The 14,081-nt window shown below is 48.3% G+C and carries 15 protein-coding genes; 5 read left to right on the top strand and 10 right to left on the bottom strand.

The window, feature by feature from the left end; genetic code table 11:
* The first annotated feature begins 486 nt into the window (after positions 1 to 486).
* From CSR04_RS21720 to CSR04_RS21705, 4 genes are all read left to right on the top strand, one after another.
* A complete protein-coding gene (locus tag CSR04_RS21720; protein WP_102798442.1) occupies positions 487 to 882 on the top strand; it encodes an H-NS family histone-like protein in 396 nt (131 codons plus the stop codon).
* Positions 883 to 1,096: 214 nt separating this feature from the next.
* Entirely contained in the window at positions 1,097 to 2,014 is a 918-nt protein-coding gene (locus tag CSR04_RS21715; RefSeq protein WP_102798441.1) for an AAA family ATPase, read from the top strand.
* A 2-nt stretch (positions 2,015 to 2,016) separates the two neighbouring features.
* Positions 2,017 to 2,994, top strand: coding sequence for a DUF58 domain-containing protein (locus CSR04_RS21710; RefSeq protein ID WP_102798440.1), 978 nt, complete (start codon positions 2,017 to 2,019; stop codon positions 2,992 to 2,994).
* Positions 2,981 to 4,987 carry a transglutaminase TgpA family protein gene (locus CSR04_RS21705; RefSeq protein WP_172449456.1) on the top strand — a complete coding sequence of 669 codons (2,007 nt, stop codon included), beginning with the start codon at positions 2,981 to 2,983 and terminating at the stop codon, positions 4,985 to 4,987. The genes CSR04_RS21710 and CSR04_RS21705 overlap by 14 nt, the downstream gene beginning before the upstream one ends.
* A gap of 14 nt (positions 4,988 to 5,001) precedes the next feature.
* Here CSR04_RS21705 and rlmM read toward each other — a convergent pair whose 3' ends face one another.
* The 4 genes from rlmM to CSR04_RS21685 are packed head-to-tail and all read right to left on the bottom strand — an operon-like array spanning position 5,002 to position 7,940.
* The gene (gene rlmM, locus CSR04_RS21700; RefSeq protein ID WP_102798438.1) at positions 5,002 to 6,060 is read right to left on the bottom strand and encodes a 23S rRNA (cytidine(2498)-2'-O)-methyltransferase RlmM; all 1,059 of its coding nucleotides are present in this window, start codon (positions 6,058 to 6,060) and stop codon (positions 5,002 to 5,004) included.
* On the bottom strand, positions 6,060 to 6,434 hold the full coding sequence (locus tag CSR04_RS21695; RefSeq protein WP_102798437.1) for a DUF423 domain-containing protein: 375 nt from the start codon (positions 6,432 to 6,434) through the stop codon (positions 6,060 to 6,062). The genes rlmM and CSR04_RS21695 overlap by 1 nt, the downstream gene beginning before the upstream one ends.
* On the bottom strand, positions 6,431 to 7,045 hold the full coding sequence (locus CSR04_RS21690) for an alpha/beta family hydrolase (RefSeq protein ID WP_102798436.1): 615 nt from the start codon (positions 7,043 to 7,045) through the stop codon (positions 6,431 to 6,433). Before CSR04_RS21690 ends, CSR04_RS21695 begins: the two co-directional genes overlap by 4 nt.
* A complete protein-coding gene (locus CSR04_RS21685) occupies positions 7,032 to 7,940 on the bottom strand; it encodes a transcriptional regulator GcvA (protein ID WP_102798435.1) in 909 nt (302 codons plus the stop codon). Before CSR04_RS21685 ends, CSR04_RS21690 begins: the two co-directional genes overlap by 14 nt.
* A 205-nt stretch (positions 7,941 to 8,145) precedes the next feature.
* Between CSR04_RS21685 and CSR04_RS21680 the strand changes: the two genes are divergently transcribed.
* On the top strand, positions 8,146 to 8,409 hold the full coding sequence (locus CSR04_RS21680; RefSeq protein ID WP_102798434.1) for a hypothetical protein: 264 nt from the start codon (positions 8,146 to 8,148) through the stop codon (positions 8,407 to 8,409).
* A gap of 49 nt (positions 8,410 to 8,458) precedes the next feature.
* On the opposite strand, the gene CSR04_RS21675 is transcribed toward CSR04_RS21680, so the two are convergent.
* The 6 genes from CSR04_RS21675 to CSR04_RS21650 all read right to left on the bottom strand — a co-directional run bounded on the left by CSR04_RS21675 (position 8,459) and on the right by CSR04_RS21650 (position 14,027).
* A complete protein-coding gene (locus CSR04_RS21675) occupies positions 8,459 to 8,908 on the bottom strand; it encodes a hypothetical protein (RefSeq protein ID WP_102798433.1) in 450 nt (149 codons plus the stop codon).
* Positions 8,908 to 9,759 (bottom strand): 3-deoxy-8-phosphooctulonate synthase, encoded by an 852-nt coding sequence (gene kdsA, locus CSR04_RS21670; RefSeq protein WP_102798432.1) that lies wholly within the window; start codon positions 9,757 to 9,759, stop codon positions 8,908 to 8,910. The genes CSR04_RS21675 and kdsA overlap by 1 nt, the downstream gene beginning before the upstream one ends.
* Positions 9,756 to 11,003, bottom strand: coding sequence for a DUF819 family protein (locus CSR04_RS21665; RefSeq protein ID WP_102798431.1), 1,248 nt, complete (start codon positions 11,001 to 11,003; stop codon positions 9,756 to 9,758). Before CSR04_RS21665 ends, kdsA begins: the two co-directional genes overlap by 4 nt.
* Positions 11,004 to 11,048: 45 nt before the next feature.
* Positions 11,049 to 11,852 (bottom strand): SirB1 family protein, encoded by an 804-nt coding sequence (locus CSR04_RS21660; RefSeq protein WP_102798430.1) that lies wholly within the window; start codon positions 11,850 to 11,852, stop codon positions 11,049 to 11,051.
* Between the two features lie 47 nt (positions 11,853 to 11,899).
* Positions 11,900 to 12,268, bottom strand: a complete 369-nt coding sequence (locus tag CSR04_RS21655) for a SirB2 family protein (RefSeq protein WP_342751428.1) — start codon at positions 12,266 to 12,268, stop codon at positions 11,900 to 11,902.
* Positions 12,269 to 12,458: 190 nt separating this feature from the next.
* Positions 12,459 to 14,027: a DUF3369 domain-containing protein gene (locus CSR04_RS21650; protein WP_102798514.1), complete on the bottom strand. Its 1,569-nt coding sequence runs from the start codon at positions 14,025 to 14,027 to the stop codon at positions 12,459 to 12,461.
* Between the last annotated feature and the right edge of the window lie 54 nt (positions 14,028 to 14,081).

Here is a 14,081-nt window from a genome sequence, read left to right as displayed (position 1 = left end):
TTATCCTCATCACTCACAGGTCAAGGTATAAGGTATATTGCCGCACTTGCAGATGAGACATGTGTAATTGCGAATTTAATGTCAACCAGTTCGCCACGATGCTGCTACTTATCGCATAATTTGCGCAAATCAACACAATGCCTGATGGGACCTTTAGTCCCATTCTTTGCTGAGTAAAATGTAAAAAAATGTATTCAGCCTATTCACAATTGCCTGATGTCATTCCGAATAGCATCAGATTTAATATTTTTTAAGCGAATCGCGTCAATATTTTGGCACTTTTATCCAACTGAACTAAATTCATCTTTGCTGGTGTTCATCGCGAACCGGCAGACTTATAAAAATCGGCAGGACTTGCCGGATTAAAAATAAATGATGCGTAATACTGGCAATTTGATTATCTATTGCAAATATATTAATTAGGCAGTATTTTTATATGCCGAACCCATCAACAATTATGACTCCAATTTCGAATAAGGTGGAAGAATGAGTGACTTCATCAGTATTTTGACCCACGCCAGAAGATTGCAAGCGGCCGTTAGAGAGTTGTCTGTTTCTGAACTTGAACAGGTAGCAGAAAAACTGGCTGCCGTTATCGAAACCAAAAAAGAGCAGGAAGCTGAGAAAGCCCGCGAGCTGGAAAAGAAACAAGCTCTGAAGGATGCCATCCTCAAACAAATGCAGGAAGCCGGGCTGGATCTTGATGATTTGGCTGGTAGTGAGGTAGGTACACCATCCAAACGCACAGGTCAGAAGCGTCCAGTAAAATACAAGTTCACCGACAATGCTGGTAAAGAGCACACTTGGACTGGTATTGGCCGCACGCCTAAAGTCTTTGCTGAACTGAAAGAGCAAGGAAAACTGGAGAATTACGCAGTTTAACATCTGCGATGTTTTCATTTGAATTAAGGCCGGCTTTACCGGCCTTTTTTATTTATACCTAATTATTATCCCGAATAATTTGCTTTCCTTCATGTTGTGGCAGGATGAGCTTAATGCCTGCCAGTCTGAGGCGGCAGAGCGCCTATAATGCAGTAACAACCAATCGATTGTGGCCCAACTGGTCATCACAACATGGAATCATCAAGGACCCACTATGCAAGCTCAAGTACAGCAAGCCATAGGGCAAATTGGCAAACTAATCATTGGCAAACAACAGGAAATACGCTTGGCCCTGACGTGCATGCTGGCGGGCGGACACCTGTTAATTGAAGACTTACCCGGCATGGGGAAAACCACGCTATCTCATGCCTTGGCGCAAGTGTTTGGACTGAATTTCTCCCGTATCCAATTCACCTCCGATCTTCTGCCAGCCGATATGCTGGGAGTCAATATTTTCGACAATCAGAAACAAGCCTTTCACTTCCATCCCGGTCCCATCTTCAGCCAAATTGTGCTGGCCGACGAAATCAATCGTGCCAGCCCCAAAACTCAAAGCGCTTTATTAGAGGCAATGGAGGAGCGACAGGTCAGCTTGGATGGGCAGACCCATATGCTGCCTTCACCGTTTTTTGTTATTGGTACACAGAATCCATTGCATCAGGCAGGTACCTATCCATTGCCAGAGTCCCAACTGGACCGGTTTTTGATGCGCATACAATTAGGCTATCCCAACTGGCAAGCTGAGAAAGCTATGTTACAACAACCGCAATCCCAAAGAGGTCAGGCTCTACCCACCATTATCAACGATGAATTGCGCCTCAAGCTTCAACAGCAGGTATTGGAAGTCCATGCTTCCGACGCTATCTTGGATTACATACTTCGCCTTGTTACCTTCAGCCGTGAGTCTGAACGCTTTGCCAATGCATTGTCACCCAGAGCCAGTAAAGCGCTGCTGCTGGCAGCACGGGCCTGGGCGGTAACGGATCATCGTGACTATCTGATCCCGGAAGACATTCAAGCGGTATTGCCCGCGGTGGCTGAACACAGATTAAGATCATCGCAGGCCGACAGTCAGACAAATTCAGGCCTAAGCCTGCAGTTACTGGAATGTGTTGACCCGTTGGCTGCCTGAACATGGCTGGCTTTATTCAACAACGCTTGCTTCGCTGGCTGGACAAAAGAATTCCTGCACAACCGCGATTTAGTTTGCATCGGGGCAATATATTTATTTTTCCCTCCAGGTTTGGTTGGTTATATCTACTTTTATGTTTGACCCTGTTTATCCTCGGTACCAACTACCAAAATAATCTGATTTTGCTATTAAGTTTTTTTCTGATGGCCTTGATGCTGGTGAGTTTGTTCAGCAGTTACCTGAATTTCGCCGGGCTTAATCTTCAACCCGGGAAGCTGGCCAATATCTATGCAGGTAACCCGGTGAGCTTTCCTCTTTGGATTGAAAGTAGAAAAGAAGGCAAAGCTGGCAAGCTGCATTTAGCCTGGTTTGGTGAAAAAGTCCAAAGTGCCGTGGAGCTGGACAATTTTACGAACCCGGCAACATTGAATCTGTTCAGCGCAAAGCGCGGAAAACTGCAATTACCCAGATTAACACTCTGTAGCTACTATCCTTTGGGTCTGTTCCGCTGCTGGACACACCTTGCCTTTGACTTTCACCTGATAGTCTATCCCACGCCGATGCTCCCTTTATGGCCAGTCAGCCATCGCGATACCACATCTGCAGGGCAGCAGAGTGTCAGTTGTGTCAAAGAAGGTCAGGACCTGGATGATTTTGACAGTCTGACCGATTACCGACTGGGGCAACCTCTCTATCATATTGCCTGGAAACAAGCCGCAAAAGGCCAGGGGTTACTCAGTAAAAAATTCAGTTCGCAAACCCAACAATCAGGATGGCTGATATTGCACCACATTGATCAGCATCTGGAAGATAATCTGTGCCGACTTTGCCAAACTTGTCTCGAAATGGACGCTAGAGGCTGGGAATTTGGCCTGGATATACCCGGCAAGGTCATTCCACCTGGCAAAGGCAAAGAACATGTTCGTCAATGCCTGGTCGCACTGGCATTGGTCAAAGGAGTGGCGGATGTTACGTCTTAATCCCTCGGCTCACAACAATGCCCATTTATTACTGACCCTGATATTGATGGCACTCAGTCTGACGCTCTTTGAGCCATTGCAATTGTGGGTTTTGCTTTTAGTACTTTGCGCAGTGATTATTCGTGTCAGCCTTTACTTGAATTGGCAGAAGCATCAACTTTCTATTCGTACCCTGAACTTAATGGCCATACTATGCGCCATTGTACTGGCGTATTTTGGTTGGCAATTAGGGCTGTTGCTTGGCATGTTAAATCTGCTGGTCATGGCCAGTAGTTTAAAATTAATGTTGCTGGCCAGTCGCCGAGACTACTTCCAACTGATTGGCGTGCAGTTTTTCCTGTTAGGGGCTGCACTGGTGTTTAACCAGAATATTGCCTTCAGCCTGTTTTATGCCCTGCTTTGTGTTTTACTGCTGCTGAGTCTGGCCTGTCATATTAATCCGTCTGCCAGGTGGCCGATACTGATTAAGCGGGTTGGCAAATTATGTCTTCAGGCACTACCTATTGCCGTGCTGATGCTACTTGTCCTGCCGAAACTGGGGCCACTTTGGCAGATGCCGACGGGTAAAGGCACCCAGACCGGTCTTAGCGATAAAGTTTCCCCAGGTGATCTGGCTCAATTGGCACGCACCGATGATTTAGCCTTTCGCGTGACCTTTGAAGGGAATGCCCCGCCCATGTCTCAGCGTTACTGGCGGGCACTGGTAATGGAGGACTTTGACGGCAGCAATTGGCAGGTGCATCCCTATCGCCGCAAATTGCAGGAAAGATACAAGGGGGCTAATCAGACCTTTTCACCACAAGTGAGCGGACCGGCACATAGCTATCAAATCATCGCCGAGCCGACCAAACAACGCTGGTTGTTTGCCCTGGATGTGGCAACCAGCCAGGATAGCCACGTATGGCAAAGTCATGACTACACATTGCAAAGTCGAATCCCGTTACAGTCCAACCTGGCTTATCGGGTACGCTCTTACTACCAAACCGCATTGCACGAAGGGATCCCAAATCTGGATAAACGCCTGAATCTGCAAACGCCTGAGCAGGCAAATCCCCGCACTCGCGAATGGGCCAGCCAATTAAAAGCTCAGAACACCAGTGCAGAACAGATCATTCAGGCCATTGCCAAGTTTATGCAGCAGCAGGAGTTTCGTTATACCCTCAAACCCGGCCGTATGCCCGTTGACCCTGTAGACAGATTTTTGTTTGAAGAAAAAGCTGGATTTTGCAGCCATTATGCCAGTGCAACAGCCTACTTGCTGCGACTGAGCGGTGTTCCTGCCAGATTAGTTACCGGTTATCTGGGTGGGGAAATGCGCGGTGACCGTTACATGAGCGTTTACCAATATGATGCCCACGCCTGGGTGGAATGGCTGTCTGATGAAGGTTGGCAACGCTTGGATCCCACCGCCTGGGTAGCGCCTTTACGACTGCAATTTGGTCTGGAACAGGCGGTAGAATTTGAACAAAGCTTTCTGGCCGATGCACCACTTGCCAATCTTCGCAATATTGAGTGGTTTAACAACCTACGTGGATTAATGGCCGACATGGATTACTGGTGGAGCCGTTGGGTTCTGGGATTTGACCAGCAAAATCAACAAGATCTGCTTAAAGCATTGCTGGGCGAATTGAAACTTTGGAAACTGCTGTTGTTTAGCTTCACCCTGGTGGCTGTCATTGCTTTATTACTGGCGGCTTACCATATCAGGCCCTGGTTGCAGGCCAGACAAAACCTGCCCCACTGGTACTACCAAAAAGCACTTAAATTACTGGCCAGGTATGACATACAGCGCCCATATTGGCAGGGGCCACAGGACTTCAGTATGAGTCTGGCAACAAAATCAGATAAGCAATCCCTGCAACACTTTGCAATCTTGACCCGCTGTTTTACCCATCTAAATTATCGACCTTTAACGGCGCAGCAGAAAAAACGACTAGTGCGTCAAATGCGACATCAGCTGCGCAAGCTAAAGCGCAGCCTGGCTAAAAAGTAGCCCCATCAAACGACTCATTTTTTAAACAAGTGCAGGGTGATTTCTTCCCGATCATGGTACAAGTGCTTGGCTACCAGGCGATACGCCTGACCGGCCATGGCCTCTTCGATACAATTCTGCGCTTGCTGCACAGTTTCAAAACGCCTTTTCATTGGCAGTTTAAGGTTAAAAATGGCCTCTTTGCACCAGCCATCTCTTACCCAATCTGCCATCAGTCTCGCCACTCTGACCGGCTGCTCCACCATATCGCATACCAGCCAGTGAACATTCTTTTTCTTTGGCCGGAATTTAAAGCCATCTTCAGCATAATGGCGAACCTGACCGCTTTCCATCAGGCTGGGTGCCATAGCACCATTGTCAACAGCCTGCACAAATAGCCCACGCCGAACCAATTGATAGGTCCAGCCTCCCGGACAGGCCCCCAAATCCACCCCCTGCATACCACTTTGCAGCCTACTTTGTTGTTCAGCTTCGCTTAGAAAGGTCTGAATCGCTTCATCCAATTTAAGACTGGAGCGACTGGGGGCATCCGCAGGGGTTTTCAGACGCATAATCCCCAGCGGATGTGGACTGATTGCATCCGGCTCGGCTACGCCCAGATGTAAATGCTGGCCATCGGTGAAAAAAGCGAAAAGCACCGGCTTTCTGGCATTCTCTTTATGCGTCAGCTTGCCGGCTTTTCGCAGCGCCTGACGCAAAGGGACAGCAAATTTTCGACAAAACTTAGACAGTTCCCGTCCTTCTGTGGTGTCTGGGTACTCCACGCGCAAATCGCCACAAAGGGGAAAATCCGCACACGCGGTCAGAATAGGGCTGATGCGATCAGCAGGATCCAGCGACGTCAGGCTGGCAAGACAGGCAAACTGCTGACGGGAGAAAATCACCTCACTCAGGGGTAAGGCTTCGGCCAAAGGGCGCGCATCTTCGGCTTGATAGCATTCAAACAACACAAAGCCACTGTTTGGTTTTAACCGGGGAAAACCAAATATCTGTCGCTGTGCCGCTTTTTCCTGTAATTCGTTGGCCAGGTCCGATTCAAAGCCAGCCCGGCAATAGGCTAATAATCCAGCCATCAGATTTGGCCTCCCCGCAGTGCTGCAATCAACAGCAACAACCAACCAAGAATCATGGCCAATCCGCCCAAAGGGGTTATGGGTCCCAGCCATTTCATTCCGGTTATTGCCAGCAAATACAACGAACCGGAAAACAATACCACCCCGGAGCACATGCTGATTGCAGCCCATTGCAACAGTGGCTGAGGCTGCTGACGGTACAGTAGCACCAATAGAATAAGCGCCAATGCATGCCAAAGCTGATATTGAACGCCGGTCTGAAACGCCGCCAGTAGTTGATTTTCCAGTTTGCCTTTAAGACCATGAGCTGCAAAGGCCCCCAACATCACGCCGGTCAGCCCAAAAAAAGCCGCCAAGGTTAAAATCCACTTCATTTATTAGCTCCGATAAATGCCACCATCTGCTGACAGGCTGTATGCAAATTATCCTCGAATACCAAGCCCGACGATTTACGCGGTACAAAACTGTGATCGCCATCCGTTATCTTCGCCACCTGAACCCTGCTATGCAGTGAATAGCCAGCAATTTCTTCTTCCCTACCAAAGGGATCCCGCTGCCCCTGCACTATCAAGATGGGCTTGCCAGGCTTTTGCAGGTGGTCAATACGCAATTTTTCGGGTTTACCAGGGGGATGAAAAGGATAACCAAGACACAAACAGCCCTGAACTTCCAGGCTATCAGCCAGCATCGACGCAACCCTCCCGCCCATAGATTTACCGCCGATAAAACGGGGAAGATTAACCGGTACTTGTGCCAATGCGTCCTGCATTGCGGATTGTAATTTGGCCATGCCATCCGGTGGACGTTTTTTACCCTGCTGCTCGGCTAACTGCATATAAGGAAAATTAAACCGGTAGACATTAACACCCAGTTCGCACAGACCTGCAGCGACCTGCTGCATAAAGTCGCTGTGCATACCAGCACCGGCACCATGTGCCAGCAATAAGCTGGCAATGGGTTGGTGGGCAGTATCAGCTAAAATCATCGCTTTCCTGTTCTTCTTTTACCTGAGCCAATACCCAGTCTCTGAAGGTGGCAATTTTACCCAATTCGGTCTGAGATTCATGACACACGACATAGTAGGCATTTTTAGTGATCAGCTTTTCGGCAAAAGGACAGATCAGACGCCCAGCCTGTATTTCCGGGCGCGCCAGAACGGAGTGTCCTAGTGCTATACCCTGCCCTAGGGCTGCGGCCTGTAAAACCAACATGGAATGGCTGAAAATAGGCCCCTGATTAACATTCACCCCCAGCACGTTAAATTCACGGATCCAGTTTTTCCAGGGTTCACGTGAGGCATCATGCAATAGTTGGTGATAACGCAGGTCATCCAGGGTATCCAGCGGTTTGTCTGACTGAAACAACATAGGCGAACATATGGGGGTCAGATACTCAGTATGCAGCTTGTCAGCCTGCAAGCCAGGCCACTTGCCGCGCCCATAATAAATGGCAACGTCCACATCGTCGGTCAAATGGCCTTCATCAAAATCTACTGCCTTGATACGTACGTCAATATCCGGATATTGGGCGCTGAACTTATGAATGCGCGGAACCAACCACTGAATAGCAAAACTGGGAGGTAAAGCCACCGTAATGGCTCCCTTTGCGCCCCTGGCTAATAGGCGCTGGGTGGCTTCCTGCAGTGAGCTGAAGATGTCCTTAATATCCAGATAGTAACCCTGGCCTTCCTCTGTGAGTAACAATGAGCGATTTTTCCGCAAAAAAAGTTTGATACCCAAAAATTCTTCCAAAGCCTTAATTTGGTGGCTAACCGCGGCCTGCGTCACAAACAGCTCATCCGCTGCGCGAGTAAAACTCAGGTGTCGGGCTGCTGCCTCAAAGGCTTTAAGGGAATTCAGCGGCGGTAAGCGGCGTGACATCAAAATGACTCTTTCATTATTTTTTCTAATCCATTTACCTGAATTAATGTCAATTTAACGCTTGCAATTTATCGGTTATATTTTAACCGTGAGATAAAAAATTGCTTTATAAAAAGCAAGTTAACAGTTCATCACCAAAACAAAACTGTAACAAAGATCTCATAAAAGCGTAACTTTAACATTATATTTACTTAAGGTATTGCAGATGAAAAACTTTAACAGAATTCTCACTTGTGGCCTAGTACTGCTTAGCAGCCAGGCCGTTAATGCCAATACATTGGACAAAGACTGGTTAGCCGAGCTCATCCAGGCCCAGGTAAAAGCAGCGGCAGACAGCCTGGAACTGCCTCAAATTAAACCGGTTATTATATTGACCGAGGACAGTCTGACACTGGACAGCAAAGATAACAACGCTGAGCTGCTAGTAAAGGCTGACAGCCGCCAGGATCTGCAGACCAAGGCTGACTAGTCACCTTATCTGCAATCCTGCCATAGGCAAGGATTGCCCCTGTTGATGTTTACGCCTGGACGGCGGGGATATCCCCGCCTTCTTGTGCCCTCATCAAACTTTCCCTCATCAGCATCAACTTTTGCTCAATAATCTCTAAACCCATTTTCTGCCCATAAACATGAAACCCTTCAGAACAGGGGTTCATAAAACCATGCAGCCAAGCACTGTCCAGCACCTCAACCTTGTCTTTTTTACGCAAAGCCGACTTCACCGGTACCAGATCAAAATGTGACTCATGGCTTGGAAACACCAGCGTTGTGCTTATCTGTGTATTCAGCGCCAATGCATTACGAATCTGGCCAGGATAGAAACCAATAATATGCTGAACATGATCAAATGCCTGTTTGCTACTGTAAGGGCTGACACAAGTGATTTGTGCATATTGCTGGATGGTTTCCCTGACCTGTTGCAGCCAGGGACCATCGCCAAAGATATCGGTCACCAACAGGCAGTTCATCAACTGGCACTGGTATCCAAAGGTGCGAAACCTTTAATTAAATCATCCAAGGCTTTCATTTGCTGTAAGTAAGGCTCCAGCTTGTCTAGTTGCAGGGCACAGGGACCGTCACACCGGGCCTGATTTGGATCAGGATGCGCTTCAATAAACAGGCCAGCCAGCCCAAGAGCCATGCCACTGCGGGCAAGTTGTGCAGCCTGAGCACGCCTGCCATCCGCCGAATCACTGCGACCACCTGGTTTTTGTAATGCATGAGTGGCATCAAATATAACTGGGGCAAAGGCCTTCATTTCGTCCATGCCTAACATGTCCACCACCAGGTTGTTGTAACCGAAGCAACTTCCCCGCTCACATAAAATCACGCGGTTATTGCCGGCTTCGATAAACTTGCTGATGATATGGCGCATCTCATGCGGCGCCAGAAATTGCGGTTTCTTAACGTTAATAACCGCATTAGTCTTCGCCATGGCCACCACCAGATCGGTCTGGCGGGCCAGAAAAGCCGGGAGCTGAATCACATCCACCACTTCTGCAACAGGGGCTGCCTGATGGGGTTCATGTACATCGGTAATCAAGGGCACATCAAACTCACGCTTGATCTCTTCAAAAATTCGCAGCCCTTCTTCCATACCGGGTCCCCGGTATGAATGCACCGATGAGCGGTTAGCCTTATCAAAGGACGCCTTAAATACATAGGGAATGCCCAGGCGGTTGGTGACCTGTTTATAATGCTCGGCGATGCGCAGGGCCAAGTCTCTGGATTCCAGCACATTCATCCCGCCAAACAAGACAAAAGGCTGGTTGTTTGCCACTTGTAAACCAGCAAAGTCGATTTGCTGCAGATTACTCATCCCGCTACTCCTTTCATAATCAAACCACAAAGATAGGCCATATAAGTACCCAGACCATACCCCATCACTGCAAGCAGGATACCCACTGGTGCCAGTGATGGGTGGAATGCTGCCGCAACAACCGGCGCAGACGCGGCGCCTCCCACATTAGCCTGACTACCCACCGCCATGTAAAAAATCGGTGCCCGAATCAGCTTGGCAACCCCCAGCATTAATCCAGCATGGATCATCATCCAGACAATACCCAGAACAAAAAATACCGGGGTTTCAGCAATCTTAGTAATATCCATATGCAAGCCGATGGTGGTCACCAGAATGTAGACAAACAAGCTGCCCACCTTAGAAGCACCGGCTTGTTCAAGGTGGCGCATGGGACTGAATGACAAGGCGATACCTATAGTGGTTGCGGTAACCACCAGCCAGAAAAATTGACTGTGCAGGCTGTATTGCTCACCCCACGGCGCATTCACCACCATCCAGGGTTGAATAGTATCGGCCAGAAAATGGGCAATGCCACAAGCACCAAAACCAACGGCAAAAATACCGACCAAGTCTTTCAAATGTGGGATACGGCGTTTTTCCGCTTCATATTTTTCCACTTTTTCGATGATGTCCTGAATGGCTGAGGTATCCGCTCCACTTTTGGCATCCAACTGCTTGGCATTGGCAGCCATCACTAGCAATACCGCCATCCAGAGATTGGCCACAATAATATCCACCGTCACCATAGTGGAAAAAATGCCGCCCCCTACTTCAAATATTTCCTTCATGGCCGCCTGATTGGCACCACCACCAATCCAGCTACCTGCGATAGTCGTCAGGCCCCGCCACACTTCATCAGGGCCCTGCCCATTCATCGCTTCTGGCGCCACGGCAGACATTATCAGCAGTGCGATAGGACCACCAATCACAATGCCCACAGTACCGGTCAAAAACAGGATCAAGGCTTTTGGCCCAAGGCCAATAATAGACTTGAGATCCATACTCAGGGTGAGTAACACCAAGCAAGCAGGTAATAAATAACGTGACGCCATGTAATAAGCATTGGAAGTGTGGCCGTCAACAATGCCAAAGGTATTCAGTAATGATGGGATGAAATAGCACAGCAGCAAGGCTGGCACATAGCGATAAAAGCCTTTAAAAAAAGCATGATTACTGTGGGATGTATAAAATACCCCCCCCAGAATAATCGCCAAAATACCTATCACCACTGCATCGTTGGTGATCAAAGCGGGATGGGCCATCAGACCTCCTAAATATCGTTAACCCTTTATCGTTACACCACCAGCTCAGTGCAGTACAACGAATTCCTGGGTAAAATGTTTAAGCTGCATCTTCAGCAACTGGGCAGCCGGGTCTCTGGGACATTGGCTGATGTAATAGCGGTAGTCTGCCAGTGCGCCACCAGGGCAATCAAGCTGCTGTAATAAAAAACCTCTGTCCCGGCGCTCATATGGATCATCCGGGCATAGCTGCACCAGCAGATCACTGGCCTGCCAGGCCTGTTCAAAACGTTGCTCTTGAATAAACGTGGCTTTTAGGTTGTTAAGCAACCGCACGACGATATCTCTGCAACTGCCAGGTTGTAACCAGTTAGCGAGTTGAGACTCGTCATCTTCTTCATGCATGTCGTCCAGCAGCGTATGATACAACGCTTCCACTTGCTGCCAGTTGAGGATCTTGCCATTGAGAGGATCGATAAATTGCCGACGCAATGCCCCTTTTTGACGACTAATCAGAAAATGACCGGGAAAGTTAATTTCAGTCAATTCAAACCCCAACTGCCTGCCCATATAGCAAAACAGTAAGCCCAGACAAATGCTCCCTCCGGAGCGATAAGCCAAAACCTGATCCATTCTTACCATATTGGAAGCATGTAAGTCCGGCCCCTGGCCAAAGGCCAGTTCCTTATAGAAAAAATGCAGAAAGGCACCAAAGGGGTCTGGGCCAGTCAGGCGCTTTTTTCCAAGCTCAATCCACTCATGCACCTGACGTATCTGTGCATCCACATCCACCGGGCCAAACAACAGACCAAGTTGCAAGGCAGCCTTCAGCGGCTGCTCTTGCGCAATACTAGAAAATACAGGCGACACTATTTACCTCTGGGGCAACTACATCAAGGTCGACAATCCGACGAATTTCAGGAGAACAATATGGGTTGCTTGAATATGGCGACTTTGGCGGCAAAGGCTAACCAACTGATGGCACCAACAAAACCAATCCAACGAATGGTATTGGTGCGGCCTAACTTAAGGGCCACCAGTCCCAACAAAATGTAGAACAGTACAGCCATCAGTTTCTCTGTTACCCAGGCATGCACAAACGGATATTGCGCAATCATCACACACAAGGTGACGGCACTGGCCAGCAGCAAAGTATCGACGACATGGGGAACAATTTTGACCCATTTCTTGTGCAGCATCGGAGACCCTCTAAGCTGCCAGAAGAAACGCAATATAAACAATGAAAGACTGATAGCAATTGCGGTCAGGTGAAGGTGTTTGACCATCATATACATAGCACTAACCCTGTTATTGTAATTATATTGTGAGGCGCTTCGTGCCCCACCGGAGCCCAACTTTACTTTGCCAAAGAGGCAAAATCGAGCCCTGAAATGCGATTTAGGACTAACTGGCTATTTTTGCGATGAATTCAGGTTAAAACCGCAACTCAATATCAATATTGTCAACCAACTAGCATTAGCTGCATGGCGATTCTGGCAAGTTGTCCGGATAGGCATAGCAAATAGCCTCTATTTTATCCCGATTGGCCAGCATGATATCCACTAACCTGGGGTCAAACTGCTTGCCGCGCTGCGACTTAATTAAGTCCAGTACCTTATCCAGCGGCCAGGCTTCTTTGTAACAACGTTTGGCATGCAATGCATCGAACACGTCGGCCAGCGCGGTTATGCGGCAAAAAATATGAATTTCATCGCCTTTCAATCCACGTGGATAACCCTGCCCATCCCAGTATTCGTGATGGTCCCTGGCCAGCAGTGCGGCCGCTTTTATGATTGGACGACGGGAATCCTTAAGAAGCTGATAACCAAACTCTGCATGATTCCGTACAATTTCAATCTCTTCAGCGTTTAGTTTGCCAGGCTTGAGCAAAATGGACTCTGGGATCTTTAATTTACCGACATCGTGCAATGGTACGGCCAACTTGAGTATGTCCAGTTCCTCGTCACAGAGACCATATTCCCGGCCCAGCAACTCACACATCAGCGTCATTCGTTGAATATGCTTGCCACCGCCCATTTCCTTTTCCAAAGCCTGGCCTAAGCGCTCGACAATTTCCCGCTGAGTATCTTCGATATCTTTGGTCAGCAGTACATTGTCAAAGGCAATCTGCACGTTCTGAGCAAAAATTTCCAGTAAGCGTTTGTCAGTCTCGGTTAATTTGCGCGGCAACCCAGACAAGTACAACAACGAGCCACGCATGGTTTTGCTGTTGCAGTAAGCGACCAGATATTCTTCGGCATAAACGATTTCCCTTTCACGCAACGCCTGATGGCAGGCATCCAGTTGCGAACCGCTCAGCACATTATCCAGAGGTTTACCTTCATGATCGGCAAAGTCGCCTTTGCCGGTAAACACATAGAAATCAGAGGACACATCGTTATCGATAGGACGGGGGCCTGCCACCGCAGAGGTAATATAAGCGGCGTCCTGTGTGCCGCCTAACAACGAAGACAGTTGCTGTACTATGCCGTCAATAAAGTGCTCAAGAGAATGAATGCTGAACAGATCTGCAGAGGCTGATATGATTTTCTCCAGCCCCTTACGGTTCTCTTCGATAACCATAATGTCGCGATAAGAGCGCAGGGTGGCAATAACCACGGTAAACAGCTTCTGTGCCGTCAGCTCCGTCTTGGATTTGTAGTCGTTGATATCGTAGTTGATGATGACATGTTTTTCCGGTGCCTGACCTGGCTGTCCGGTGCGCAGAATAATGCGGGTAAAATGGTTGTTGGCTTCACCACGAATAAATTCAGCAACTTGCAAACCTGCATCATCGGTTTCCATCACAACGTCCAGCAGCACAATGGCAATGTCATCATGCTCCAGAAACAATTTCTTTGCTTCAGCACCGGTATAAGCACTAATAAACTCAATACCTTTGTCCTGAAAGACAAAATCACTCAGGGCCAGCTTGGTGACGGCATGCACTTCGGGCTCATCGTCAACGATTAAAACCTTCCAGGTACTTCTTTCCTCAATGATTTCATCATCAGACTCATCCAGGAACAACAGGTCATCGGACATCATGGCGCCTCCAGTCTGCCAATTAAAAGCTAAATTTTGTCGATTCAATCAGTT

The organism is Bowmanella denitrificans, assembly GCF_002887595.1.
Lineage (GTDB): Bacteria > Pseudomonadota > Gammaproteobacteria > Enterobacterales > Alteromonadaceae > Bowmanella > Bowmanella denitrificans.
Note: the sequence above shows the minus strand (reverse complement) of the source record. Positions and strands in the feature narration are given on the sequence as shown.